The 25,746-nt window shown below is 66.2% G+C and carries 25 protein-coding genes; 6 read left to right on the top strand and 19 right to left on the bottom strand.

The window, feature by feature from the left end:
- The first annotated feature begins 327 nt into the window (after positions 1-327).
- Complete coding sequence (locus tag Q331_RS23785; protein ID WP_156953374.1) at positions 328-480, top strand: hypothetical protein; 153 nt, start codon at positions 328-330, stop codon at positions 478-480.
- Between the two features lie 31 nt (positions 481-511).
- Here the strand turns inward: Q331_RS23785 and Q331_RS0114800 are convergent, their stop codons facing one another.
- Both Q331_RS0114800 and clpB read right to left on the bottom strand, forming a co-directional pair.
- Positions 512-1,339, bottom strand: a complete 828-nt coding sequence (locus Q331_RS0114800; protein WP_026381321.1) for a lytic murein transglycosylase — start codon at positions 1,337-1,339, stop codon at positions 512-514.
- A gap of 312 nt (positions 1,340-1,651) precedes the next feature.
- Positions 1,652-4,282 carry an ATP-dependent chaperone ClpB gene (clpB, locus tag Q331_RS0114795; protein ID WP_026381320.1) on the bottom strand — a complete coding sequence of 877 codons (2,631 nt, stop codon included), beginning with the start codon at positions 4,280-4,282 and terminating at the stop codon, positions 1,652-1,654.
- 211 nt (positions 4,283-4,493) lie between these two features.
- Here clpB and Q331_RS0114790 point away from each other — a divergent pair, with 211 nt between their 5' ends.
- A complete protein-coding gene (locus Q331_RS0114790; RefSeq protein WP_026381319.1) occupies positions 4,494-5,258 on the top strand; it encodes an MOSC domain-containing protein in 765 nt (254 codons plus the stop codon).
- 77 nt (positions 5,259-5,335) lie between these two features.
- On the opposite strand, the gene Q331_RS21880 is transcribed toward Q331_RS0114790, so the two are convergent.
- The 5 genes from Q331_RS21880 to Q331_RS0114765 all read right to left on the bottom strand — a co-directional run bounded on the left by Q331_RS21880 (position 5,336) and on the right by Q331_RS0114765 (position 11,899).
- The gene (locus Q331_RS21880) at positions 5,336-5,974 is read right to left on the bottom strand and encodes a DUF4167 domain-containing protein (RefSeq protein WP_084175079.1); all 639 of its coding nucleotides are present in this window, start codon (positions 5,972-5,974) and stop codon (positions 5,336-5,338) included.
- A gap of 317 nt (positions 5,975-6,291) precedes the next feature.
- On the bottom strand, positions 6,292-7,152 hold the full coding sequence (gene prmC, locus Q331_RS0114780) for a peptide chain release factor N(5)-glutamine methyltransferase (protein WP_034492436.1): 861 nt from the start codon (positions 7,150-7,152) through the stop codon (positions 6,292-6,294).
- On the bottom strand, positions 7,149-8,228 hold the full coding sequence (gene prfA, locus Q331_RS0114775; protein ID WP_034492432.1) for a peptide chain release factor 1: 1,080 nt from the start codon (positions 8,226-8,228) through the stop codon (positions 7,149-7,151). The genes prmC and prfA overlap by 4 nt, the downstream gene beginning before the upstream one ends.
- Positions 8,229-8,252: 24 nt before the next feature.
- Positions 8,253-10,520, bottom strand: a complete 2,268-nt coding sequence (gene ptsP / locus Q331_RS0114770; RefSeq protein WP_026381316.1) for a phosphoenolpyruvate--protein phosphotransferase — start codon at positions 10,518-10,520, stop codon at positions 8,253-8,255.
- Positions 10,521-10,645: 125 nt separating this feature from the next.
- The gene (locus Q331_RS0114765; RefSeq protein WP_026381315.1) at positions 10,646-11,899 is read right to left on the bottom strand and encodes an aspartate kinase; all 1,254 of its coding nucleotides are present in this window, start codon (positions 11,897-11,899) and stop codon (positions 10,646-10,648) included.
- 205 nt (positions 11,900-12,104) lie between these two features.
- Here Q331_RS0114765 and ubiG point away from each other — a divergent pair, with 205 nt between their 5' ends.
- Both ubiG and Q331_RS21875 read left to right on the top strand, forming a co-directional pair.
- On the top strand, positions 12,105-12,875 hold the full coding sequence (ubiG, locus tag Q331_RS0114760; protein ID WP_034492429.1) for a bifunctional 2-polyprenyl-6-hydroxyphenol methylase/3-demethylubiquinol 3-O-methyltransferase UbiG: 771 nt from the start codon (positions 12,105-12,107) through the stop codon (positions 12,873-12,875).
- Positions 12,876-13,007: 132 nt separating this feature from the next.
- On the top strand, positions 13,008-13,628 hold the full coding sequence (locus Q331_RS21875; RefSeq protein WP_084175081.1) for a YjbE family putative metal transport protein: 621 nt from the start codon (positions 13,008-13,010) through the stop codon (positions 13,626-13,628).
- A gap of 46 nt (positions 13,629-13,674) precedes the next feature.
- Here Q331_RS21875 and Q331_RS0114750 read toward each other — a convergent pair whose 3' ends face one another.
- From Q331_RS0114750 to Q331_RS0114715, 8 genes are all read right to left on the bottom strand, one after another.
- The gene (locus Q331_RS0114750) at positions 13,675-13,953 is read right to left on the bottom strand and encodes a hypothetical protein (protein ID WP_026381313.1); all 279 of its coding nucleotides are present in this window, start codon (positions 13,951-13,953) and stop codon (positions 13,675-13,677) included.
- A 150-nt stretch (positions 13,954-14,103) separates the two neighbouring features.
- Positions 14,104-14,490, bottom strand: coding sequence for a hypothetical protein (locus Q331_RS0114745; RefSeq protein ID WP_026381312.1), 387 nt, complete (start codon positions 14,488-14,490; stop codon positions 14,104-14,106).
- Positions 14,491-14,644: 154 nt separating this feature from the next.
- A complete protein-coding gene (gene trhA / locus Q331_RS0114740) occupies positions 14,645-15,283 on the bottom strand; it encodes a PAQR family membrane homeostasis protein TrhA (protein WP_245615675.1) in 639 nt (212 codons plus the stop codon).
- A 156-nt stretch (positions 15,284-15,439) separates the two neighbouring features.
- Positions 15,440-16,387 (bottom strand): cation diffusion facilitator family transporter, encoded by a 948-nt coding sequence (locus tag Q331_RS21870; protein WP_245615673.1) that lies wholly within the window; start codon positions 16,385-16,387, stop codon positions 15,440-15,442.
- A gap of 44 nt (positions 16,388-16,431) precedes the next feature.
- Positions 16,432-16,926 (bottom strand): DUF1178 family protein, encoded by a 495-nt coding sequence (locus Q331_RS0114730; RefSeq protein ID WP_026381310.1) that lies wholly within the window; start codon positions 16,924-16,926, stop codon positions 16,432-16,434.
- Positions 16,926-17,804: a carbon-nitrogen hydrolase family protein gene (locus Q331_RS0114725; protein WP_026381309.1), complete on the bottom strand. Its 879-nt coding sequence runs from the start codon at positions 17,802-17,804 to the stop codon at positions 16,926-16,928. The genes Q331_RS0114730 and Q331_RS0114725 overlap by 1 nt, the downstream gene beginning before the upstream one ends.
- Positions 17,801-18,058: a glutaredoxin 3 gene (grxC, locus tag Q331_RS0114720; protein ID WP_026381308.1), complete on the bottom strand. Its 258-nt coding sequence runs from the start codon at positions 18,056-18,058 to the stop codon at positions 17,801-17,803. The genes Q331_RS0114725 and grxC overlap by 4 nt, the downstream gene beginning before the upstream one ends.
- 74 nt (positions 18,059-18,132) lie before the next feature.
- Positions 18,133-18,921 (bottom strand): ComF family protein, encoded by a 789-nt coding sequence (locus Q331_RS0114715; protein ID WP_245615671.1) that lies wholly within the window; start codon positions 18,919-18,921, stop codon positions 18,133-18,135.
- A gap of 46 nt (positions 18,922-18,967) precedes the next feature.
- Between Q331_RS0114715 and Q331_RS0114710 the strand changes: the two genes are divergently transcribed.
- A complete protein-coding gene (locus Q331_RS0114710; RefSeq protein WP_034492421.1) occupies positions 18,968-19,849 on the top strand; it encodes a methyltransferase domain-containing protein in 882 nt (293 codons plus the stop codon).
- Positions 19,850-19,865: 16 nt separating this feature from the next.
- Here the strand turns inward: Q331_RS0114710 and Q331_RS0114705 are convergent, their stop codons facing one another.
- The 4 genes from Q331_RS0114705 to Q331_RS21865 form a co-directional block, all read right to left on the bottom strand.
- The gene (locus Q331_RS0114705) at positions 19,866-20,072 is read right to left on the bottom strand and encodes a Flp family type IVb pilin (RefSeq protein ID WP_026381305.1); all 207 of its coding nucleotides are present in this window, start codon (positions 20,070-20,072) and stop codon (positions 19,866-19,868) included.
- 81 nt (positions 20,073-20,153) lie between these two features.
- Positions 20,154-20,555 (bottom strand): 8-oxo-dGTP diphosphatase MutT, encoded by a 402-nt coding sequence (gene mutT / locus Q331_RS0114700; RefSeq protein ID WP_034492418.1) that lies wholly within the window; start codon positions 20,553-20,555, stop codon positions 20,154-20,156.
- 4 nt (positions 20,556-20,559) lie between these two features.
- A complete protein-coding gene (argJ, locus tag Q331_RS0114695; protein ID WP_034492416.1) occupies positions 20,560-21,792 on the bottom strand; it encodes a bifunctional glutamate N-acetyltransferase/amino-acid acetyltransferase ArgJ in 1,233 nt (410 codons plus the stop codon).
- A 20-nt stretch (positions 21,793-21,812) separates the two neighbouring features.
- Positions 21,813-22,736 (bottom strand): peptidylprolyl isomerase, encoded by a 924-nt coding sequence (locus Q331_RS21865; RefSeq protein ID WP_169738520.1) that lies wholly within the window; start codon positions 22,734-22,736, stop codon positions 21,813-21,815.
- Between the two features lie 216 nt (positions 22,737-22,952).
- On the opposite strand from Q331_RS21865, the gene secA reads away from it, so the two are divergent.
- Complete coding sequence (gene secA / locus Q331_RS0114685; RefSeq protein ID WP_026381302.1) at positions 22,953-25,691, top strand: preprotein translocase subunit SecA; 2,739 nt, start codon at positions 22,953-22,955, stop codon at positions 25,689-25,691.
- Positions 25,692-25,746 lie beyond the last annotated feature (55 nt).

Here is a 25,746-nt window from a genome sequence, read left to right as displayed (position 1 = left end):
CTCCGCATCGAGCCACGCCCAGTCGATCCGCTCGCCCAGCCGGACGAGCTCGTGTCGCATGTTGATGATCTGGTCGAGCCGGGCGCGGAACAGGTCATCGGTGAGCTCGCGATTGGGCGCTCTCGGTCGCATCGTCACCTCTCGTGATCCTCTCAATCGAATCACGGAAAGGCGCCGCCGGGAATCCCCAAACCGCATGCGAAATCGCAAGGTTCCGCAGGCTCAAGCCACCGAATCCTGCAAAACCGAAACCTTGCGAGAGACCGAAATCCGTCGACTATCAGCCGCTTATGCGTTCTTCACAGTCAACGCTACAGGAATCGAGCGATGAAGCTAAACGGCCCCACATCGCTCGCCGCCGCCTCGCTCCTCCTCGCGACCGCCCTTGTCGCTGCGGCCTTTTTCGGGTGGATGGCGCAGTCCGACACGCTCTTCATCTCCATGCTGGTCGCTGGGCTGCCGGGCTGCTTCGGCTTGTAGCCGCCCGCCCGATTTCCTTTCCGCCTCGGCCTCAGCTCTGCCCGGCCATCTTGGAGGCCATGACGGAGATGGTCTTCACATAGACCTCTGCCTTGTTCCACTGCCTGAGCACCGCGTAATTGGCGGTGCCTGGCCCCCAGCCCGCGCCACGCTGCCATCCAAAGGCCCTAAGGTAATTGGCCGTGGAAGCCAGCACATCCGGCACCGAGCGGATGAGATCGCGCCTGCCGTTGCCGTCGCCGTCGACGGCAAAGCGCAGATAGGAGGAAGCCAGAAACTGCGTCTGGCCGAGCTCGCCGGCCCAGGCGCCTTTCATCTGGCTCGGCGAAAGATCTCCGCGCTGTACGATCTTCAGCGCCGCCAGAAGCTCGCCAGTGAAGAAAGCTGAGCGCCGGCAGTCATAGGCGAGCGTTGCCAGCGAACGGAACGTCGACATATTCCCGGAATTGCGCCCGTATCCGGTCTCCAGTCCCCAGATGGAGACGATGATCTCCGGCGGTACGCCTGTACGGCGTTCAAGATTGGACAGGATACCGGAATAGCGTTGGATGAGCTGCCGTCCCTGGCCGATCATCGCGTTGCTGACCCGCCGGGCATAGAACTGCTCGAAGGAGAGCTTGAACGATCGCTGATTGCGGTCGAGGCTGATGACCTTGGGGTTATAGCTGACCCCGTTCAGCGCCGAGGCGACGACGTTGGGCGAGATACCGGCCCGAACCGCATCTTGCTTGAATGCCGCCAACCACGCCGGAAACCCAGCCGCGCCGTTACCGCATTGCGCCGCAAGAGCCGGCGTGGCGAAGCTGAGAGTGGCGGCACATACAAGTGCCCCGAGGCTGACGGCACGGATGGACGGCATGGCTCATTCCCCTGTCATCGGCCCCCCGACTCCAGCGCGATGCAAGCATTATGGCAGGGAAGGAAAGCATTGTCTTGATCGCAAGAAGCGGAGCCTCGTCGCGGCAAGTGGAAAATTTTCTCGATCAAAGCTCAGGCGGATCGTGTCAAGCGAGGCGCACGCCTCTCGCTCGATGGAATAAAAGCCGCGCACAAGTAAAGCGCCACCGGGCGGCAGAGCCAGCCGGCGCAAGGCCGCCTGGCTCCCACCTGCCCGGTCTTGGCGCGCATTACCTTCCCTGCCGCGAAAGGGAAAGCGGTCTTGCCGCGGACTTCAGGCAGCGATGGTTTCGCCTTCGCTGCTGGCCTTGGAGCCCGCCACGTGGAAGAGGAGCCGGTCCGTGCCGGCGCTCACCTTCACCTCCGCGCCATCCTTAACCTCGCCGGCGAGAATCTTCTCCGCCAGCGGGTCCTGCAGCGATTTCTGGATGACGCGCTTCAGAGGCCGGGCGCCATAGGCCGGGTCGTAGCCCTTCTCCGCCAGCCAGGCGACGGCGCTCTCGTCGAGCTGGAGGTTGATCTTGCGCTCTTCCAGAAGCTTCTCCAGTCGCCTCAGCTGGATTTCCACAATTGCCGCCATCTGCTGACGCTGCAAGCGATGGAAGAGGATGACCTCGTCGACGCGGTTGAGGAACTCCGGCCGGAAATTCGCCCGCACCACCTGCATCACCTCGTCGCGCACCACATCGACATCCTCGCCCTCCTTCAGGCCGGTCAGGTATTCCGCCCCGAGATTGGAGGTCATGATGACGAGGGTGTTACGGAAGTCGACCGTGCGCCCCTGCCCGTCTGTCAAGCGCCCGTCGTCGAGCACCTGCAAGAGGACGTTGAAGACGTCCGGATGGGCTTTTTCGATCTCGTCGAAAAGGATCACCTGATAGGGCCGGCGCCGCACGGCTTCCGTAAGCGCCCCGCCCTCCTCGTAGCCGACATAGCCGGGAGGCGCGCCGATGAGGCGGGCGACAGAGTGCTTCTCCATGTATTCCGACATGTCGAGGCGCACCATCGCGGTCTCGTCGTCGAAGAGAAAATCCGCCAGTGCCTTGGTCAGCTCCGTCTTGCCGACGCCCGTCGGACCGAGGAACATGAACGAGCCGATCGGCCGGTTCGGGTCCTGCAGGCCGGCCCTTGCCCGGCGTACGGCCGTGGCCACGGCATGCACCGCCTCCGCCTGACCGACGACGCGCCGGCCGAGTTCATCCTCCATTCGAAGCAGCTTGTCGCGCTCGCCCTCCAGCATCTTGTCGACCGGAACGCCTGTCCAGCGTGAGACGATATGAGCGATGTGATCTGGTGTGACAGCCTCTTCCACGAGCCCGCCCTCGCCGCCGGCGGCTTCCGCCTCGCGCGCCTCCGCCTCCTTCAGCTTCTTCTCCAGCTCCGGGATGACGCCGTAGGCAAGCTCGCCCGCCTTGGCCAGATCGCCGCTGCGCTGCGCCTTCTCCAAGTCGAAGCGCGCTTGGTCGAGCTCCTCCTTCAGCTTGGAGGCGCCGGCAAGCTTTTCCTTCTCCGCCTGCCAGCGCTGGGTGAGCGCCGCCGATTCCTGCTCAAGGTCGGCCAATTCCTTCTCCAGCCTTTCCAGCCGGTCTTTGGAGGCCGTATCGGTTTCCTTTTTTAGCGCCTCGCGCTCGATCTTCAGTTGGATGATCCGCCGGTCGAGCTCGTCGAGCGCCTCGGGCTTGGAATCGACCTGCATCCTGAGCCGCGATGCCGCCTCGTCCATGAGGTCGATAGCCTTGTCCGGCAGGAAACGGTCGGTGATGTAGCGATTGGAGAGCGTCGCCGCAGAAACGATCGCCGAATCGGTGATCCTGACGCCGTGATGGACCTCGTACTTTTCTTTGAGGCCGCGCAGGATGGAGATGGTGTCCTCCACGGTCGGCTCGTTGACGTAGACCGGTTGGAATCTGCGCGCGAGAGCGGCGTCCTTCTCCACGTATTTGCGGTATTCGTCGAGGGTGGTGGCACCGACGCAATGCAATTCGCCACGCGCCAGCGCGGGCTTTAGAAGGTTGGAGGCATCCATCGCCCCTTCCGCCTTGCCGGCGCCCACCAGCGTATGCAGCTCGTCGACGAAGAGGATGATGCTTCCCGCCGCCGCCTCGATTTCCGACAGCACGGCCTTCAGCCTCTCCTCGAACTCGCCGCGATATTTCGCGCCGGCGATCAGCGCGCCCATATCGAGCGCCAGGAGCTGCTTGTCCTTAAGGCTTTCCGGTACGTCGCCATGGGCGATTCGAAGCGCCAGGCCTTCGGCGATCGCCGTCTTGCCGACACCCGGCTCGCCGATCAGAACGGGATTGTTCTTGGTGCGCCGCGACAGCACCTGGACGGTGCGCCGGATCTCTTCGTCGCGACCGATTACCGGGTCAAGCTTGCCCTGGCGCGCATCCTCGGTGAGGTCGCGGGCGTATTTCTTCAGCGCATCATAACCCTGCTCGGCCGAGGCTGTATCGGCGGTCCGCCCCTTGCGAATGTCATTGATCGCCTGATTGAGGGAATTCGGCGTCACGCCGGCCTTGGCAAGGATATCGGCAGTCGCCGCGCCTTTCTCCATCGCCAGCGCCAGCAAGAGCCGCTCCACGGTGACATAGCTGTCGCCGGCCTTCTTGGCGACTTCCTCGGCCGTCTGAAACACCTTCGCCAGAGGCTGGGCGAGATAGAGCTGTGCGTTGCCGCCGGAGATTTTCGGCAGCTTGGCGAGTGCCGCCTCCGTGGCCAGCAGCGCCTCCTTGGAGCGCCCGCCGGCACGCTCTATGAGCCCTGCCGCCATACCCTCCGGGTCGTCGAGGAGCACCTTCAGGATATGCTCCGGGGTAAATTGCTGATGCCCTTCGCCGAGAGCATAAGTCTGCGCCGACTGGATGAAGCCGCGCGCCCGTTCGGTGTATTTTTCAAGATTCATTTTTCACCCCTTTCGGCGCCTCGCGAGCGACGACGCCTCGCATGAAATACGGGCCTTCTTAAGAAGCGCCCCAAGCTTACCGCTGATATGGTCGTGGCTGTTTTGCAACGCAATGCCTGCGGCGCGGCGGGCTGGCCAAGGGATATGGCTTGGTCCAAGCTTGACTTGCGCGCGCCACGTCGGCTTTGACGCGACAGCCGAGCGAGACCAAATGACCGCGACGATCTCCGCCATCTACCGCTATCCGATCAAAGGCTTCTCGCCCGAAGAGCTTGCCGAGACGGCGCTTGCGGCCGGCGGCACGATCCCCTTTGACCGCGCCTATGCGGTGGAGAACGGGCCTTCGGGCTTCGATCCGCAGCTTCCCTCGCACTTACCCAAAGCGCACTTTCTTATGCTGATGCGCAACGAAAGGCTGGCGGAGTTCTCCACCCGCTTCGATCCGCAAACGCGCCGATTGGCGATCTGGCCGAAAGCCGGCGGCGAGGGCATCGAGGCCGATCTCGGCACATGTGAGGGAAAGGCCGCGCTGCAATCCTGGCTCGCCGCCACCTTCCGCCTGGAGCTCCGCGGGCAGCCGAAGGTCCTGGAAGCGCCCGGCCATTCCTTCTCCGACATTTCGGCCAAGGCGCTGCACCTCATCAACCTCGCCAGCCTGCGCGATCTGGAAGAAAAGCTCGGTCGGCGGATCGACCCGTTGCGCTTCCGTCTCAATCTCGTCATCGATGGAGCACCAGCCTGGAGCGAGCTTGATTGGATCGGGCGGGACATCCGCCTGTCGAAGATCGCGCTGCGCGCCTTCCATCGCACGCAGCGCTGCGCGGCCACCAATGTCGATCCGGCCACCGGCGCGCGCGACATGGCGATACCTCGCGCGCTCCTCAGCCTCTACGGCCACCAGGATTTCGGCATCTACGTGAAGGCTCAGATGGCCGGCCGCATGCGCTCAGGCGACGCAATCACCCTACCGGGCTGAGCGAGGGGAAAAGCGTCGCCGCCAACAAAAAAGCGCGGGCCAAGGCCCGCGCCTGCGTGCTTGAAGGAGCTTGGCGCTTACTCTGGAAACGCCGCGAGCGCGGCGGCACCGTCATTCGTCGTATCGCCGTCGCTGGTCTCCGAAGCCTTCGCCCGCGAACGTCGGCGTGGTTTGGCGCTTTCGCCATCCTTGGCGTCCTTGGAATCCTGGGCCTCTTGCGGCTCTTGCGAGCCGTTCTCGCCATCGACCTGAGCGCGCGGACGGCGCGCGCGGCGCGGCTTTCGAGCTTTTTCTTCGCCATCCTCGCCTTCCTTGGCGGGGGCGGCTTCGGCGCGCGAACGGACCTCTTCGCGCTCCTCCTCGCGCTCTCCCTGATCGCCTCGCTGCGGCTGGCGATGACCGTTCATCTGACGGGAATCGTCGCTATCGCTGTCGTCCTCGTCCTGGTTGCGCGTTTCCTGGAATTGCTGTTGCTGCTGCGCCTGCGCGGCCATGAGGATACGGTTGTAGTGCTCGGCATGCTGCAGATAGTTCTCGGCGGCGACGATATCGCCGGACGAGATCGCGTCGCGCGCCAGGGCCGCGTATTTGTCCGCAACATGCTGGGCCGTGCCGCGCACTTTCACATCCGGACCGTTGGATTCGTAACTCCTGGAAAGAGGATTCGGCCCCTTGCGGCTGCGTCCCCGCGACCGCCTGTTCTGACTATGCCTCATCAACCATTCTCGCTGATTTCAGATCGCCTATGCGTTCACGACCGTACCTGACAACCCGCGCTTCTACTCGCCCCGGAAGGACCTGGGCGACAGCCCCCAACCGCACTAATCCCGATTCAGCCGAAGCTATCCGCATCATCGGGCCGTTAGTGGCGAAGACTTAAGCAGGCGAACCGCGCAAGGGGGCGATAACTCCGCCCGTCCCAAGGACGCTCGTTTCGGCGATGTGCCCCGGATCGCGTTTTGAACGTAGCGATGTTAAGGCGGATTTCCAAGTGCTTTTTCGCGTTCCAGCAGTCGTTTGAGCTCAGGGCCGTTCAATTCGCCGGCGAAGCTTGCGCCGCCACCACGCGCGCAATTCCTGCAAGATCAGTCTTTCCGGGCAGCAGACGAAGCCCCTTTTCCCGCAGGACTTTGCTGACCGCTTCGTCCTGCCCGGCGCCGATTTCGAGAAACGCCACCCCCTCCTCGCCCAGAAGATTGGGTAACCGCGCTGCAATGACGCGATAAGCTTCAAGCCCGTCGGCGCCGCCATCCAGCGCCAGGCGCGGATCGAAATCGCGGACTTCTGGCATCAAACCTGCAAGCGCTCCGCTTTCGATATAGGGCGGATTGGCGACCACGACATCGAACGGGCCAGCCAGGTTGGCGAAATCGCCCTCGACTGGATGAAGTCGGGCCTCGACCCCGCAGCGCGCAGCATTGCGCCAGGCGACAGCAAGCGCCTTGGCGCTGAGATCGAGGCCGACCGCCTCCGCCGCGGGTAGCTCCTTCAAGAGCGCAATGGCAATCGCCCCGCTACCGGTGCCAAGGTCGGCAACGCGAAGCTGCGCGCCCCGCCGCCCTTCACCGAGCCAGGCAAGCACCGCCTCCACGACATGCTCCGTCTCCGGTCGCGGCAGGAGCACGTCGGGCGTCACTTCTAGCGTTAGCCCCCAGAACTCCGTCCGGCCGAGGATGCGGGCGACAGGCTCGCGGCAGGTTCGGCGTTGAAGGAAACCCTCCAGCCGCGCCCGCTCGGTCTGCGACATCTCCGCTTCAGGGCGCGCGATCAATGCCGCTTCGTCGACACCGAGAGCGGCGGCAACGAGCATGCGCGCATCGCGGCCGGGATCGGCGATTCCCGCTTTCTTCAGAAGCTGCCGCGCCGCCATCAGCGCTTCGCCTCGGCGGGTCAAACCGGCTCTGCCTCCATGGCCGCCAGCCGGTTGGCCTGATCGTCGGCGATCAGGGCGTCCACCAATTCGTCCAGGGCCTCGCCGGCGAGCACCTTGTCGAGCTTGTAGAGCGTCAGGTTGACGCGATGGTCCGAGACCCGACCTTGCGGGAAGTTGTAGGTGCGGATGCGCTCCGAGCGGTCACCGGAGCCCACCTGTGTCTTGCGCGCCGCCGCGCGTTCGCTGTCGGCCTTCTCTCGCTCCATCTCGTAAAGCCTTGCCTTCAAGACCTGCATGGCGCGGGCGCGATTTTGGTGCTGCGACTTTTCGGAGGAAGTCACCACGATCCCGGTCGGCAGATGCGTGATGCGCACCGCCGAATCCGTCGTGTTCACATGCTGTCCGCCGGCGCCGGAGGCGCGCATCGTGTCGATTCTGAGATCTTCCTGGCGGACCTCGATATCGACATCCGCCGCTTCCGGCAGCACGGCAACGGTCGCCGCTGAAGTGTGGATGCGCCCGCCCGCTTCCGTTTCCGGCACCCGCTGCACCCGGTGCACGCCAGATTCGAACTTCAGCCGCGCATAGACGCTCTTGCCGGAGATGGAGGCGATGACTTCCTTATAGCCTCCAACCTCGCCTTCGGAGACGGAGAGGATCTCCACCTTCCACTTCTTCAGATCGGCGTAACGGCAATACATGCGAAAAAGATCACCGGCAAAGAGCGCCGCCTCGTCGCCGCCCGTGCCCGCCCGCACCTCAAGGATGGCACTTTTCGCATCCGCCTCGTCGCGCGGCAGGAGCAGGATGCGCAACTCGCCCTCCAGCACCTCGATGCGCCCCGACAGCTCGGCTGCTTCCGCTTCGGCCAGTTCGTACAGCTCCGGCTCGGTGCTGCGGTCGGCCATCATCACCTCTGCGTCGGCGAGTTCGGCTTCGGCGGCTTTGAGCGCCTCAGCCTTCTCCGCCACTTCCTCAATCTCCGACAATTCGCGGGACAGCCGCACAAAGGCCTCGCGCTCCAGCGATTTCGTCAGCTCCGCGGTGATGGCCGCGCGCCGGGCGATAAGTGCATCCAATCTCTCTCGTGGGATCATGTGCCTGATATAGGGTTTTTTCGCTCAGACCGGGATGCGTTCGTCGTTCGCCCAGGCGCGAAGCTCCGTTCTGAGCTCCGAGGCGCTGATATTTTCGTCCAGCATGGCGTTGATGCGTCGCGACAGCGGCTCAAGGTCGAGATCGAGCAGCATGGCTTTCACCGGACCGATCGCGGCCGGCGACATCGACAACGTGCGGAAGCCGATCGCCAAAAGCGCCATCGCCTCCAGGGGTTTTCCGGCCATCTCACCGCACAGCGCCACCGGCTTGCCCGCCTTGCGGGCCCGCGTCGCGACTTTGCGGAGGGGGCGCAGGAAAGCCGGCGACAGCGCGTCGAAACGCCCCGCGAGGCGCGTTGAGCCTCGGTCGCTGGCCATCATGAACTGGAAGAGATCGTTGGAGCCGACGGAAAGGAAGTCGACCTTCTCCAAGAGCTCGTCGAGCTGCCACAGCAGCGAGGGCACTTCCAGCATGGCGCCGAGGCGGATCTGATCGGCGGTGCGGTGGCCGTGCCGGCGCAGATGCTCCTCCTCGCTGTGCACCCACTGCTTGGCGCGCTCGAACTCGGCGATCTCCGTCACCATCGGGAACATCAGCCGCAGCTCGCAGCCCGCCGCGGCCTTGAGCAGCGCCCGGATCTGCGTCTTCAGGAGCGCCGGCCTGTCGAGACCGAGCCGAATCGCCCGCCAGCCGAGCGCCGGATTCTCCTCCGGATGCGAGCGGATATAGGGCAGCACCTTGTCGCCCCCGACATCAAGGGAGCGGAAGGTCACCGGCTTTCCCTGCGCCCCTTCCAGAACCTCGCGATAGAAGGCCTCCTGCTCGCCGAGCCTGGGGAAGGAGGAGGCGATCATGAACTGCAGCTCGGTGCGGAAAAGGCCGATTCCCGCCGCGCCCGATTCCGTCAGATGCGGCAGGTCCATCATCAGCCCGGCATTGATCATCAGCGTGATGTCGGCGCCGTCGCGGGTCTGCGAGTGCTTCTCGCGCAGGCGGCGGAACTGCTCCTGGCGCCGGGCCCGGAAGCGCACCTTGTCGACATAGGCCAGCTCGATATCGCCGGGCGGGCGCAGATGCACCTCGCCGGTCTCGCCATCGACGATGATCGGATCGCCCGATTCGGCCAGACCGACGACGTTATCGACCTGCCCCACCGTGGCGATGCCGAGGGCGCGGGCGACGATGGCGACATGGCTCGTCGGCGCGCCGTCCTCCAGGACGAGGCCGCGCAGCTTGTCGCGATCGTAGTCGAGGAGCTCGGCCGCACCCATGTTGCGCGCCACGATCACGGCGTCGGAGGGCATCGCCGCCCCGGCCGGCCCGTGCGGCCGCCCCAGGAGCGTGCGCAGCAGGCGATTGGCGAGATCGTCGAGATCGTGCAGCCGGTCGCGCAGATAAGGATCGGCGCTGCGCGACAGACGCGCGCGCATGTCGCTCTGCACCTTTTCCACCGCAGCCTCGGCGGTCAGACCCGCCGCCACCGCCTCGCGCAGACGCCGTACCCAGCCCTGGTCCTGCGCGAACATGCGATAGGCTTCCAGGATATCGCGGTGCTCGCCCTGCCCCGCCTCCACGCCGCGGGCGAGGAGATCGTCGACGGAAAGCCTGAGGCTGCGCATCGCCTCTTCCAGACGCGAGAGCTCGTGCTCCACATCCTCGGCGATGAGCTGGGTGACGACGACGCGCGGCTCGTGCAGGAGCACATGGCCAAGGGCGATACCCTCGGCGAAAACGGCGCCTTCCAGCCGGAAGGGGCGGTTGAGGTCGAGATCGGCCCCGGGCGTGGCCAGATCCTCGATCTCGCCGGCCGCGAACATCTCCGCCAGCACCATCGCCGTCGTCTGCAGCGCCTCCACCTCCTCCTCCGTATAGGAGCGATGCGAACGGTTCTGCACGACAAGGACGCCCAGCGTGCGCCCGGCGCGCAGAACCGGCACGCCAAGGAAGGAGTGGTAAATCTCCTCGCCCGTCTCCGGCAGATAAGCGAAGGCGGGATGGGCCTGGGCATCCGGCAGGTTGAGCGGGCGCGCCTCGGCCGCGATGAGGCCGACGAGGCCGCGGCCGACGCGCAGCGTGGCGCGGTGGACGGCGGTGGCGCGCAGGCCTTCGGTGGCGAAGAGCTCCAGCGCGCCGTCGGCCCTCAAAATGTAAACGGAGCAGACCTCCGCCACCATATTGGCGGCGATCACCCGGACGATCTTGTCGAGGCGTTCCTGTGCGCCGATCGGCTCCGCCATGACTTCGCGGAGCCGCCTAAGCAGCACTCTCGGTCCGGCAAGCGTCTCGCGCATTGCGGGATCAACCCCCTCATCTCCTCGCTCGGCCCCGGGGCCGGGGCGCTATGACCGCCAGCATTCTGGAGGATATCGGCCGGCCCGTCCGCCGTGGCCGGTCGAGTAACGTTCTGGTTGCGGCCTCAGGTCTTATCCAGATCGTATATTGAATGCAGGGTGCGCACGGCAAGCTCGGTGGAATCCACATCGATCAGGATGGAGATCTTAATCTCCGATGTGGTGATGAGCTGGATGTTGATGCCGCGCTGCGCCAGCGCCTCGAATGCCTGCGCCGCGACGCCGGCATGGCTGCGCATGCCGATACCGATCACCGATACCTTGGCCACGTCAGCCGAGCCGACGACGCTTTCCATCGCCACCTCGCCACGCAGATTCTCGATGAGATGCAGCGCGCGCTCAAAATCGGCCGTTGTCACGGTGAAGGTGACGTCGGTGGTGCGCCCGTCCTCCGACACGTTCTGCACGATCATGTCGACATTGATGGCGGCATCGGAGAGCGGCCCGAAGATCGCCGCGGCCACGCCCGGCCGGTCCTCCACGCGCCTCAGGGTGATCTTCGCCTCGTCCCTGGAATAGGCGATGCCGGTGACAAGCTGCTTTTCCACGATTTCGTCCTCGTCACAGATGAGCGTGCCGACCGGCAGGTCGCCTGGGCCGGCGCGAGACGCCTCCGGATTCTCAAAGGAAGAGCGCACGAAGGTCCTGACGCCATGCACCATGGCGAGCTCCACCGAGCGCACCTGCAGCACCTTGGCGCCGAGCGAGGCCATCTCCAGCATCTCCTCGAAGGCGACCTTCGACAAGCGCCGTGCCCGGCTCTCGATCCTCGGATCGGTCGTATAGACTCCGTCGACGTCGGTATAGATGTCGCAGCGCTCCGCGCCCAGCGCCGCGGCGAGCGCCACGGCCGAGGTATCGGAGCCGCCGCGGCCGAGCGTCGCCACCCGGTTGTCGGGGGCAATACCCTGGAAACCGGCAACGACGGCCACCTGGCGCTGCGCCAACCGCTCCAGCAGGATGCGGCAGTCGATATCGGCGATGCGGGCAACGCTATGGGCCGCATCGGTGCGCAGCGGGATCTGCCAGCCGAGCCAGGAGCGCGCATCGACGCCCATCGATTGCAGGACGATGGCCATCAGCCCGGCCGAAACCTGCTCGCCGGAAGCGACCACGGCATCGTATTCGCGCGCATCGTGCAGGGCGGACGCCTCACGGCAGAGCGCCACCAGCCGGTTGGTCTCCCCGGCCATCGCGGAGACCACGACGGCGACCTCGTTTCCCGCCTCCACCTCGCGTTTCACATGTCGCGCGGCGTGGCGGATGCGTTCCAGGTCGGCAACGGAGGTGCCGCCGAATTTCATCACGAGGCGGGACATGTCTTGGATCGCTGAAAGGGGAGCCCGGTTTGAAAATCTGCGCCGGCCCGGCCGGCAGGCGTGCTTGTAACGAGGATCGCCCGGGGGAGCAATCGGGCAGCGCTCTTGCCGCATCCGCGCGCTGATCGAAATACGCCGCAGGCGATCAGCCTTGACTCTGAAGCGACGGCACATCTCTTGTGAGGGCCGAGCCAGGAAAGACGATATGTGCCGAACCGAGACGACAAATCCCCAAGCGCCGCCATCGAGCATCGATCCCGACGAGGTGGAGAAGTTCGAGCAGAGCGCTTCCGACTGGTGGGGCGGAAAGAAGAACAGCCCGCTGCATAAGCTGAACCCGGTGCGGCTGGAATATATCGCCGGCCATGTGTCGGCGCATTTCGGCAAGCCGCGCCAGGGCAAGGCGCCGTTCAAGGGCCTCACCTTCGTCGATGTCGGCTGCGGCGGCGGTCTCCTCGCCGAGCCGATGGCGCGGCTCGGCGGCACCGTTACCGGCATCGACCCTTCGGCGAACAATATCGAGGTAGCGCGAGCCCATGCCGGCGAAAGCGGGCTGAAGATCGACTACCGCCATGCGAGCGCGGAGGATCTCGCCGCCGAAAGAGCCGAATTCGACGTCGTCCTGTCCATGGAGGTGATCGAGCACGTCTCCGACGTGGAGGGCTATGTCGCCGCCGCCGCCGCCCTGGTGAAGCCGGGCGGTCTCATCTTCTTCGCCACCGTCAACCGGACGCTGAAATCCTTCGCGCTCGCCATCGTCGGGGCGGAGTATATTCTGCGCTGGCTGCCGCCCGGCACGCATCAGCACAGCCGCTTCGTCAAGCCCTCCGAGCTCGCCGAGCAGCTCATCGCCGCGGGCCTGACCATCAAGGACGAGACGGGCGTCACCTACAACCCGCTCGCCGACCGCATGCACTTGTCGCGCGACATGGACGTCAATTACATGCTTCTGGCGGAGAAGAAGCCGGCGAGCTAAAAGGCGGGCGCGGCACGCAGCGGGAAAGGCAATTCCGGCTGCCTTCCGCACGTGCCGCCGGGCCGGTCGGGCTCCGGCCGAGAGGTCCGCGTGATCTTCCCGCCTGAAATCTGGTCGTTCCTCTCCGTCGTCATGATCGACGTGGTGCTGGCCGGCGACAATGCCGTCGTGGTCGGCATGGCGGCCGCTGCCCTGCCCTTGGACCAGCGCCGGCGCGTCATCGCTATCGGCATCGCCGCAGCGACGCTGATGCGCATCGCCTTTGCCCTCGTCGCCGTGGAGCTTCTCGCCATCATCGGCCTTCTCCTGGCTGGCGGCATCCTGCTTTTATGGGTCGCCTGGAAGCTGTGGCGCGAGCTGGAAGCGGAGCGCCGGCGCGCCAGGCGAGAGGCCGGGCTCGCGGCCGGCGCCTGGAGCGGCGCGCAGGAGCTGGCCGAAGGGCCGACGGCCACGCCGAAGACGATGGGCCAGGCGATCTTCCAGATCATCCTTGCGGATGTGTCGATGTCGCTCGACAACGTTCTGGCCGTCGCCGGGGCGGCGCACGAGCACCCCTGGGTGATGGCGGCGGGACTGGCGCTTTCCGTGGCTCTGATGGGCATCGCCGCCAGCCTCATCGCCGGCCTGCTGCAGAAGCACCGCTGGATCGCCTATATCGGCCTTCTCGTCATCGTTTATGTCGCCCTGCACATGATCTGGCAGGGCGGTTACGAAGTCGCCGCCGCCGTCGCCGCCACCTCGGCCCAGCCTTGAATCCCGCCGCGCGCCGAGAGCGCGCGACGGCATCGCTCATCTTCTCCTACTCGGCCAGCTTCTCCGCCTCAGCCTCGCGCGTCGCCATCGGGGCTTGCTGTCGTGCGAAGAACGGCGTGCCCTGATGGACGATGCGCGCGAAGGCGACGGTGACGAAGAGGGCGGCGAGGCCCGCGAGCCCCATGAAGAGCTCGACGGCGATGGCGCCGAGGCCGGCGAGGCTGCCGATGGCCCAGGCGGCGGCGAGGAAGACGGTGGCCGTTTCCAGGCCGATGAACAGCACGGCGGTGCCGCCGTGAAAGACGTTGCTCCAATGGATATGCATGAGGGAGTTCCCGGGGAGACGGAAGACTGCCCGTCCCCATGTGAGGCGGAGAGGTGGGCGGCCATGCGGGGCAAAGCCGCTCGCGGCGCCTTCCTGGCGCAGCAGCGACGATCGCTGGGCCCGCGGGCCGATCTCCGGCGAAAGCCGGCCTCAGCTCGGGATGGGTGGCGCGCGGGCGCGGGGCCTTTCGCCTCGTCGCGCCGAAACGGGGGAGCGGACGGGCCTGCCGTTCCCGACGGAGCGCATCGCAGCAATCGGCGGGACCGCCATGCTGGCAAGCTGTGCGGGCGGCGGGTCCGCCTCGCCCGGCCCGCCCGCCCGGCTTCTGACGCCGGGCTCCACCAGCGGCCGCGCCAGCAGCGCAACGTCCTGCATGGCCATGAGCCGCTGCATGGGAGCGTCGCGCCAGCCCCTTGCCCCGTTCGTGCCGGCGGCCTCGAACGCCACCGTCACCGTCACAAGGACGAGCGCCAGCACGGCGAGAAACCGGCAGCGGCTTCGCCATTCGGCCGACGAAATCCAGATCACCTCGTTCAAATGGGCAGAGCCTTGGGCGCGGCGGTTCGAGCCGCGATTTGGCCTAATCTAGGATGGCTCGGAGGGCCCGTCCATCGCCTTCGCGGCCCGCATAGCCTGGCATGCGCGGGCGTCCTTCCCCGCCCGGTGTCATGGCGGTCGGCATCGGCTCCGCTCATGCGGCGCAACTTGCCCAGACGGCGGCGAAATGGATACCCGCAGCGGTGATGACGAAGCTGTGCCAGATGGCGTTGCGGAACCTCAGCCGCTCCCAGACATGGAAAGGCACGCCCAGCGAATAGGTGATGCCGCCGGCGACGACGAGCCACAGGACGAGTGGCGAAAGGCTGCTCGTCACCGCGTCATGGGCAAGCACGCCGCTCCAGCCGAGCGCCAGATAGATGGCGATGGAGAAGCGGTCGAGCCGGCCCGGCAGGAAGAGCTTTTTGGCAACGCCGACGAGAGCCAGGCTCCAGACCAGCGCCAACAGCCACCAGATGCCGCTCTTCACCGCAAAGGGCGTATAGGTGCCGGCGATGAGGAGATAAATGGCCGCATGGTCGAGCTGGCGCAGCCGCCATTTGAACGGGCTTATCGGCCAGACGTTGTAGGCGAGCGAGGCGGCGATGGCGAAGAAGAGGGTGCCGGCATAGACGAGCACGGCCGTCAGCTCACCCGCCGGGATCGTGCCGAGAAAGACGGCAAGGAGCGCGATCGTCGCGCCGATGGCGGCGGCAAGCCCGATCGCGTGCACCACGCCATCCGCCCAGATTTCCGCCGGGCGGTGATCCCATCGTCGTATGGCCCGGCTCATATCCCTCATGCGGCCCGAAGCTCCCCAATCGCGCCCATAATACACGTGAAAATTGCAAACGGGTGGTAAGCGCTGTCAGGCAAGAGCGCTTCAGCGCCGCCTCCGGCACGAGCGGGAGCGCGCGGTCGTGCCTGGGACGGGCACGGACTTTGCACCTCAGGCCGCCTTCTCGTCGGCGCAGCGATCGCATTCCACCTCCACCGTGGCGTGGTCGATATCGAAGCGCTCCGCGATCCGGGCCTTGATCGCCCGCACGGCCGTTTCCGCCGGCGTGCCTTCGGCAAGGCGGGCATGCAGCGTCACCATCGGCCGCTCCTCGCTGATCGCCCAGGCATGGACGTGGTGGATATCGACGACGCCGCCGACATTGGCTTCAAGGTCGCGCCGCAGCTCGCGCACATCGAGGCCCGTCGGCGCCGCCTCAAGCAGGATGTGGCTGGATTCGCGCGTCACGTACCACGCGCTTCTGAGGATGAGCACGACGACGAGGAGCGACAGGATCGGGTCGATCGGCGTCCAGCCGGTGAGAAGGATGACCCCGGCCGCGACGATGGCCGCCACCGAGCCGAGGAGGTCGCCCATCACATGCAGCGTCGCGCCGCGCAGATTGAGGTTCTTCTCCTGGGCCCCATGCAGGACGAAGAAAGCGGCGATATTGACGGCCAGGCCGATGGCGGCGATGACCATCATCGTCCCGCCGAGCACCTCCACCGGCTCCATGAAGCGGCGGACCGCCTCCACCACGATCCACACGCAGATGGCCAGAAGCGCGATCCCGTTGACGAAGGCGATCAGCACCTGAAAGCGGTCGAAGCCGTAGGTGCGCTTCCAATCGGCCGGCCGGCGGGCGATGCGGATGGCGAACCAGGCAAGCGACAAAGAGGCGAAGTCGGTGAGCATGTGGCCGGCATCGGCGAGAAGTGCCAGCGAGCCGGAGATGACGCCGCCGATGGCTTCGGCGAACATGAAGCTGCCGGTGAGCGCGGCCGCGATCGCCAGACGCTTCTCATTGCCGCTCGCGCCGTGCACATGCGCGCCGTGCGAGTGGTCATGGCCGTGCGAGCCATGCGAATGGTGCTTGCCGATGTCGGCCTCCTTGATCAAAGCACCCGACCGCGCGCGGCCGCAGCCATGCAGCCATCAAGAACCTAGTTGAAATCTTCCGGCAGCAAGGGCAGCGGATGGAATTCGATGCCCTCCTCGCTGAGCGCCTTGACCTCTTCGCGCGTCGCCTCGCCGTAAATTCCCCGCCGATCGGCCTCCGCGTAGTGGATCTTGCGCGCTTCCTCGGGAAACTTGTCGCCGACATATTCGGCATTGGCGCGCACATGCCGGCGGATTTCGCGGATCGCCTCAACGAGCTGGGGCGGCACGGCCGCGGGCAGGGCCGGCGCGGAGGCCATCGGCTCCTTCGCCTCTCTCGGCGCGGTGGCGGTGGCGCTCTGCGGCGTCTCCTGGTCGATCTGGCGCACGGTCTCGGAGCTGGCGACCGCCGGCGCCATCAGCGCCTTGTCCACAGAGGCGCTGCCGCAGATAGGACAGGCGAGCTGGCCTTGCGCTTTCTGCGCATCGAACGCGGCGGAGGAAGCAAACCAGCCGTCGAAGGCGTGGCCGTCCTCGCAGCGGAGCGTGTAATGGATCATCAGGCCGTCCTCAGCCGCGTCGGCTCGGCCGCTTGGAGCCTGCCGGCTTTGCTATGCTCCGGAGGCGCAAAATCGCGCTCATTGGCGAGAGAGGGAATGCGGCTCCTCGCCTCGGCGCTGTTTCTGGCGTCGATCTCGGCGACGATCACCGCCTCTCCCTCGCCCGGCGCCTCAGCCAGCACCTCGCCCCAGGGCGCGACGATGATGGAATGACCGTAGGTCTCGCGTCCGTCGGCATGGCGGCCGGCCTGCGCGGCGGAAACCATATAGGCGCCGTTCTCGATGGCGCGCGCCCGCTGCAGGACATGCCAATGCGCCGCGCCGGATTGCCGGGTGAAGGCCGCCGGCGCCGTCAGCATGAAGGCGCCGGCCTTGGCGAGCGCCCGGTAAAGATGCGGAAAGCGCACGTCGTAGCAGATCGTCAGGCCGATCGGGCCTTCCGGCAGGTCGGCCAACACCGCCGCCTCGCCGGCCGCATAGGTATTGGATTCCCGCCAGCTCTCGCCGCCGGGCAGATCCACGTCGAAGAGATGGATCTTGTCGTAGCGGGCAAGGATCTCGCCATCGGGCGCGATCAGGAAGGCGCGGTTGGCGATCTTCCCCCCGCCGGCTTTCAGCGCCAGCGAGCCGATATGAAGCGTCACGCCGAGCTCGGCGGCGAGCTTGCGGCAGGCGGTCAGCGTCGGATCGTCCTCCTCCGCACAGATCGCCGCGGCGAGCTTGTCGCGACTGCGCTCCACGATGTTGCTCATCTCCGGCGTCTGCACAAAACTCGCGCCCTTATCGGCGGCCTGGCGCGCCAGCCGTTGCATCGCCGCGATGTTGTCTGCGACGACATTGCTGGCGTTCATCTGCAGGCAGGCGGCAAGAAAGCTCATGGCGCGGCCAGGAGCGTATCGAGCTCCCCTCTATGCTCCAGCGCATAAAGCTCGTCGCAGCCGCCGACATGGCGCTCGCCGATGAAGATCTGCGGGAAGGTGTGCCTGTGGGAGCGACTCATCATCTCCTGCCGCTTCTGCGGCTCGTGGGTCGCGTCGATTTCCTCATACTGCGCCCCCTTCGACTGAAGCAGCCGGATAGCGGCCGAGCAGAAGCCGCAGAACTGACGTGTATAAATGGTTACCTTGGCCATGGAAGGAGCTCCGAAGTCCCGCCAGATATAGACGGGGCTGCGGCTTTCGCAACAGATGCATTGGTTTACGCCGCTCACCCGAGCGGCTCGATGCCGGCACGCGCGAAGGTGACGACATCGACGGCGCTCGCCCCGCCCCTCAGGAGAGCCCTGGCCGCCGATTTGATCGTCGCGCCCGAGGTGTAGACGTCATCGACGAGAAGGACATGCCGGCCGGCGATGACGGGCCGCCAGCGCTCCGGCACCCGGAAGGCCCCGCGCATATTGGCCTCACGCTCGCGTCCGCTCAGCCCGACCTGCTGGCGCGTGTGCCGGGTGCGCGCCAGCACCGCCGGAAGATGCCGCAGGCCCATTTCGCTGGCGAGCCGCGCGGCGATCTCCGCCGACTGGTTGAAGCGCCGCTGCCAGAGCCGCCAACGATGCAGCGGCACCGGCACGACGATCTCCGCCGCATCGGCGAGCTCGCGCGCCGCACGCAGGGTCAGCGCCGCGACGATCCCCGCCGCGCCGGGCTGATCGTGATACTTCATCTTGTGAACCAGTCTGCGCGCCGTCTCGTCGAAGAGAACGGCAGAGCGCGCCCTGGCGAAGGGCGGCGGGTCTGCAAGCGCTTCCGCCGAGACGATGGTCTCTCCGATCTCCGCGGCGAAGGGAACGCCGAGCACCGGACAGAAGGGGCGCTCGATGAACCGCAACTCCGCCCAGCAGCCCAGGCAGAGGAGATCATGCGCCCCGACGGCGCCCTGGCAGGCGGGGCAGAGCGGCGGCATGAAAATGTCGCCGAGGCCCGACCTCGCGCCCCGCAGGAAGAGGCCGAAGCCTGCCCGCGCTTCGCGTCTTGCCGTATCGCCCGCCGCATCCACGCCGGTTCCCCCCCTGGCCTGACTGCTCTAGGGTCTGTTGAGAAACATGGCCGACCACCTCATTCTCGACAAGTCGCTGATTGCCCGCCGCGAGGCGCGCGCCGCGACCTCTTCGCGCCAAGGCGCCGATTTCCTGCTGCAGCGCGCGGTGGAGGAACTGGCGGCTCGCCTCGTCATGGTGGAACGCCGCTTCGATGTGGCGCTCGCCGCCCATGGGCGCGGCCACACCCTCGCCGCCGCGCTTCAGGCGAGCGGCAAGGTGGGCCGTGTCCTCGCGCTGGAAAGGAGCCTTGCCGCCGCCCTCCGGCACGACCTTCCCGCCATCGTCGCCGACGAGGAGCGGCTGCCGCTCGTCCCCGAAAGCCTAGACCTCTTCGCCTCCGTGCTGGCCCTGGAGAGCGCCAACGACCTTCCCGGCACGCTCATCCAAATACGGCGGGCCTTGCGGCCAGACGGCCTCTTCCTTGCCGTCTTCGCCGGCGGCGACACGCTTTTCGAGTTGCGCCAGGCCTTCATGCGGGCGGAGGGCGAGATTGCCGGCGGCGTTTCCCCGCGCGTCAGCCCCTTTGCCGATATCCGCGATATCGGCGCGCTCCTGCAAAGGGCCGGTTTCGCCTTGCCAGTCGTCGATCGCGAGCGGCTCACCGTACGCTACGGCGAGCCTTTGTCGTTGATGGCGGATCTGAAGGCGATGGGGGCCGCCAACGCGCTCGTGGAGCGCTCCCGGCGTCCGGCGACCCGTGGCCTGCTCCTCAGGGTCGCCGAGGCCTATCGCGATCTCTTCGGCGAGGCGGACGGCAAGGTAGTCGCGACCTTCGAGCTTTTCGCGCTATCGGGCTGGGCGCCGCATGAGAGCCAGCAGAAGCCGGCCCGTCGCGGCTCGGCCGATATCAGCCTGGCAGAGGTTCTCGGGCACAAAAGTAAGTAGCGCCCATCCGGCGAGCTCAGCCGCCGCCTTCCGTGCTGCCTCCGATGGCCTCGCTGATCAGGTCCAAGACGCCATAGAGGGCGGAGGTGGCGTTTCCCGTAGCGATGATGGCGGTCAGCGCCGCCACCACGATGGAGCAGACGAGAGCGTATTCGACCGCGGTCGCGCCCCCTTCCTCCTGCGCCCATCGCCTCGCGGCGTTTGTGAAAGACCGTTCAGCCACCAGCTTGTCCCGCAGTCGGCGGCTGAAGCCGGCCCGACCAGATTGCGCCCATTTCGGCGGCGCCCCCTGGTCGGCATGGCCCTAAAGCCAGTCAATCAGGTGCGACACCAAAGGCTCGTCCGCCGGCGGCATGGGAAATTCACGCATGCGCGCTGGGCGTACCCAGCGCAATTCCTGCCCTTCCAGGGCCGTCGGCCATCCCGACCAGCGCCGGCAGACATAAAGTGGCATCAGAAGATGAACAGTAGGATAAGAATGACTCGCAAAGGTAAGCGGGGCGAGGCAGTCGGCCTTCACGGCAATCCCAAGCTCTTCTTCAAGCTCGCGGATAAGCGCGTCTTCCGGCGTCTCGTTTGCCTCCACCTTACCGCCGGGAAACTCCCACAGTCCGGCCATTTCCTTGTGCGCGGGGCGTTTGGTCAGGAGAACGCGGCCATCGACATCGACGAGCGCCACGGCGACGACCAGGACGAGCGACGCCATCCGTTCAGCTTCGATAGTCGCCGTTGATGGCGACGTATTCCTTGGTGAGGTCGCAGGTCCAGACCTTGGCATTACCGCAGCCGAGCCCGAGATCGACTGTCAAAATAAGCTCCGGCGCCTTCATATATTCAGACACCGCCTCCTCCGAATAGGAAGGATCGCGCTCCCCTTCGAACGCCACGCGGTACGGACCGAACCAGATCGCCAGCCTGTCGCGGTCGGCCGGCTCGCCGGCCTTGCCCACCGCCATCACCACCCGGCCCCAATTGGCGTCCTCGCCGGCGAGCGCCGTCTTCACCAGCGGCGAATTGGCGATGGAGAGCGCGATGCGCTTGGCCGAGGCATCGCTTGTCGCCCCGGTGACGGCGATCTCGGCGAACTTGGTGGCGCCTTCGCCATCCTTCACCACCTGATGGGCAAGCTCGCGGCAGACCTCCGAAAGGGCCGCCGCGAAAGCCGCATAGCCTTCCTCACCAGGCCCTGCGATGGCGCTCTCGGCGCCGGCCTCGCCGGTGGCGAAGGCAAGCACGGTATCGGAGGTGGAGGTGTCGCCGTCGACCGTGATGGCGTTGAAGCTGCCGGCGACGGCCGCCTCCAGCGCCGCTTGCAGCGCCGCCGGCGCCACCGCCGCATCGGTGAAGATAAAGCCGAGCATCGTCGCCATATCCGGCGCGATCATGCCCGCGCCCTTGGCGATGCCCTGCACGTTGCCGCTGCCGCCGCCGAGCGCGAAGCTGCGATGGGCGAGCTTGGGGAAGGTGTCGGTGGTCATGATGGCCTCCGCCGCGGCGCGAAAGCCATGCTGGTCTGCCGTCCGGGCAAGACCCGGCAGATGCCGGCGAAAGGGCTCCGCATCGAGCGGCTCGCCGATGACACCTGTGGAGGCGAGGAAGATATCTTCCGGCGCGCAGCCGAGCGCGGCCGCCGCGGCCTCGGCGATTTCCCTGGCCGCTTGCCCCCCCTTCCTGCCGGTAAAGGCATTGGCGTTGCCGGAATTGACGACGAGACCCCTCGCCCGGCCGCGCGGAAGCTGGGCCTTGCACCACTCCACCGGCGCGGAGGGGCATTTCGACAGGGTGAAGACGCCGGCGACGGCCGCCGGCGGGTCGAAGCGCACCAACAGAAGGTCCGTGCGCCCCCGATAGCGGATACCGGCTTCCACGGCACCGAGCCACACGCCCTCGAGCGGCGGCAGCTCGGCATAGGCCTTCGGCGCCAGCGGCGAGATGCTTGTCATGGAGAGCTTACGCGAGGCGCCTATTGCTGCGCCGGCTCTTCCTCGGGCGCGGCCTCGGCGTCCCCGCCGGTATCGCCCTCGGCCGGCTCGTCTTCCTTGGCCTGGTCGAAGACCTCGATCTCCACCCCGTCGCGCAGCTCCGTCATCACATCGTTGAACTTCTGGCGCACCAGGACACCGCGCAGTTGCTCGGAGATATCCTCCAGCGGCGGCGGGCTCGACATGCGCCGATCCTCCACCTTGATGACATGCCAGCCGAACTCCGTCTTCACCGGCTCTTCGGAAACCTCGCCCGGCTGCATGTCAAACACCGCCTGGTCGAATTCCGGCACCATGCGGCCCTTGACGAAATAGCCCAGATCGCCGCCCTGCGGGCCGCTCGGCCCCGTCGATTTCTCCTTGGCGAGCTCGGCGAAATCCTTGCCGTCCTTCAGCTCCTGGATGATTTCGTCGGCCTCTTCCTTGGTCGTCACCAGGATGTGGCGCGCATGCACCTCCTCTTCAGGCTGGAAGCCGGCGACCTGCTTGTCGTACTCCGCCTGCACCTGCTCGTCGGTGACGGCGCCGACGATGACCTTCTCCACATATTCGTTGCGCAGGGCCCGCGTCTTCAGGAATTCCAGGCGCTTGTCGAAATCCTCCGTCTCGTCGAGACCCCTCTCCCGGGCCGCCTGGGCGAGAAGCTCCATATCGACGAGGACGTCGATGAGCACGGAGCGACGGCGCGGACCGGGCACCCGGTCCAGTTCGTCGGCGAAATCGTCCGCCGCCTGCGACAGCTCGTCCTCGGTGATGATCTGCTCGCCGACGCGCGCCACCGGCTCTTGCGCCAGGGCAGGCGCGCTCGGCGCGAGCCCGGCGGCGAGGAACATGGCGACAAGTCCCGCGGAAACGAAAAGGCGAGCGGCCCCCCCATTCGGGCGCTCGGTTTTGAACATCTGCATGGGTAAGTCCTCGATAGCGCCGCGCGCCGCGCGGCGCCTGGCACCGCTGATTGACATGATTCCCGTCCGTTCTTATCTCTCCACCGGCCTGCCGTCCAGAAGCGGGGGCGCTGGGAAGGATCTCAGGCCAATACCCCCGCACCGTAACGAGGGCTTGATGCGGCTGTTTCGGCCGCTCTTATTCAGGTATTCGCCGCCGACGAAAAGGATCACCTAATGCTGGGCTTGGGCAGTTTGGGCCGCAAGGTCTTTGGCACCACTTCAGACCGGCGCGTCAAAAAGTATCGCTCCACCGTGCAGGCGATCAACGCCCTGGAAGGCGAGCTGGAGAAGCTGAGCGATGCCGATCTCGCCGCCCGCACCATCAAGTTTCGCGAGGAGCTGGAGAACGGCAAGTCTCTGGATGATCTTCTCGTCCCGGCCTTCGCCACGGTCCGCGAGGCGGCCAAGCGCACGCTTCACCAGCGCCATTTCGATGTGCAGCTCGTCGGCGGCATGGTGCTCAACGAGGGCGCCATCGCGGAGATGAAGACCGGCGAGGGCAAGACGCTCGTCGCCACCCTGCCCGTCTATCTCAACGCGCTGACCGGCCGCGGCGTCCACGTGGTCACCGTCAACGACTACCTTGCCAGCCGCGACGCGGAATGGATGGGGCAGATCTATCGTTTCCTCGGCCTTTCGGTCGGCGTCATCGTCCACGGCCTGTCGCAGGACGAGCGCCGCCGCAGCTACGGCGCCGACGTCACCTACGGCACCAACAACGAGTTCGGCTTCGACTATCTGCGCGACAATATGGAATACGACCTAGCCGCCATGGTGCAGCGGGGCCACCATTACGCCATCGTCGACGAGGTGGATTCCATCCTCATCGACGAGGCGCGCACGCCCTTGATCATCTCCGGCCCGGTGGAGGACAAGTCCGAGCTCTACCAGTCCATCGACGCCATCATCCCCGACCTTCAGCCCGAGCATTACGAGATCGACGAGAAGGTCCGTTCCGCCACCCTGACGGAAGAGGGCACGGAACGCGCCGAGGAGCTGTTGCGCCAGGCCGAGCTTCTGAAGGGCGACAATCTCTACGACGTGGAGAACGTCGCCGTCGTGCACCATCTCAACAACGCGCTGAAGGCCCACAAGATCTTCCAGCGCGACAAGGATTACATCGTCAAGAACGGCCAGGTGGTCATCATCGACGAGTTCACCGGCCGCATGATGGAGGGCCGCCGCTATTCGGAAGGTCTGCATCAGGCGCTGGAGGCCAAGGAGCATGTCAGCATCCAGCCGGAGAACCAGACGCTCGCCTCCATCACCTTCCAGAACTATTTCCGCCTCTACGACAAGCTCGCCGGCATGACCGGCACGGCCCTGACGGAGGCCGACGAGTTCATGGACATTTACGGCCTCAATGTCGTGGAGGTGCCGACCAACGTGCCGGTGGCGCGCGCCGACGAGGACGATCAGGTCTACCGCACCGTGGAGGAGAAATACGACGCCATCATCGAGGCGATCCGCGAGTGCCGCGAGCGCGGCCAGCCGGTTCTGGTCGGCACCACCTCCATCGAGAAGTCGGAGCTTCTGGCCGAGCGTCTGAAGAAGAGCGGCATCAAGGACTTCAACATCCTCAACGCCCGCCACCACGAGCAGGAAGCCCATATCATCGCCCAGGCCGGCAAGCCCGGCGCCATCACCATCGCCACCAACATGGCCGGCCGCGGCACCGACATTCAGCTCGGCGGCAATCCGGATTTGCGCGTCGCCGACGAGCTGAAAGACATGCCGGAAGGTGCCGAGCGGGAGGCGAAGGAGGCGGAGATCCGCGCCGATGTGGAGCGCCTCAAACAGGAGGCGCTGACGGCCGGCGGGCTGATGGTTCTGGCCACCGAGCGCCATGAGAGCCGGCGCATCGACAACCAGCTCCGGGGCCGTTCCGGCCGCCAGGGCGATCCCGGCCGCTCGCAGTTCTACCTCTCCCTGCAAGACGACCTGATGCGCATCTTCGGCTCCAACCGCATGGACGGGATGCTACAGAAGCTCGGTCTGAAGGAGGGCGAGGCCATCGTCCATCCCTGGATCAACAAGGCGCTGGAGCGCGCCCAGGGCAAGGTCGAGGCGCACAACTTCGACATCCGCAAGAACCTGTTGAAGTACGACAACGTGATGAACGACCAGCGCAAGGTCGTCTTCGAGCAGCGTATCGAGCTGATGAGCCAGGAGGACACCTCCGAGACCGTCAAGGATATGCGCCACGAGACCATCGACGAGCTGGTCGCCAAGCATATCCCCGAGCGCGCCTATGCCGAGCAATGGGACGTGGAGGGCCTCCACAAGGAGGTGCAAGAGCGCCTCAATCTCGATTTGCCGATCGTCGATTGGGCGACGGAGGAAGGCATCGCCGACGACGAGATCCGCGAGCGCATCGAGAAGGCGGCCGACGAGGCGATGGCGCGCAAGGCGAGCCGCTTCGGCACCGAGCTGATGCGCATGGTGGAAAAGCAGATCCTGCTGCGCACGCTCGACCAGCTCTGGCGCGAGCATCTGGCGCAGCTCGATGCGCTGCGCTCGGTGGTCGGCTTCCGCGGCTACGGCCAGCGCGACCCCTTGAACGAGTACAAGACGGAGGGCTTCGAGCTCTTCCAGGCGATGCTGTCGGAGCTGCGCCGCGCCGTCACCGCCCAGCTCATGCATGTGGAGCTTGCCGAGCAGCAGCCGCTCCAGGAGCCGCTCGCCCCGCCGCAGGGCATGTCCGCCCACCATGTCGACGCCACCACCGGCGAGGACGAACTCGCCATGGCCGAGGCCGGGCGTCCCACGGCCGGTGCGCTGCCGGTCGGCGCCGGCGCCGCGGCGACGTTAGATCCGGCCAATCCGGCGACCTGGGGCAAGGTCGGGCGCAACGCCCCCTGCCCTTGCGGCTCCGGCAAGAAGTTCAAGCATTGCCACGGCGCCCTGGTGTGATCCCGCCGGCGGCTTGGCCGCCGCATCTGATCGAGAAAAGTTAGAGCGCGTCGTT

The sequence above is a fragment of the Afifella pfennigii DSM 17143 genome (genome assembly GCF_000688515.1).
Lineage (GTDB): Bacteria > Pseudomonadota > Alphaproteobacteria > Rhizobiales > Afifellaceae > Afifella > Afifella pfennigii.
Note: the sequence above shows the minus strand (reverse complement) of the source record. Positions and strands in the feature narration are given on the sequence as shown.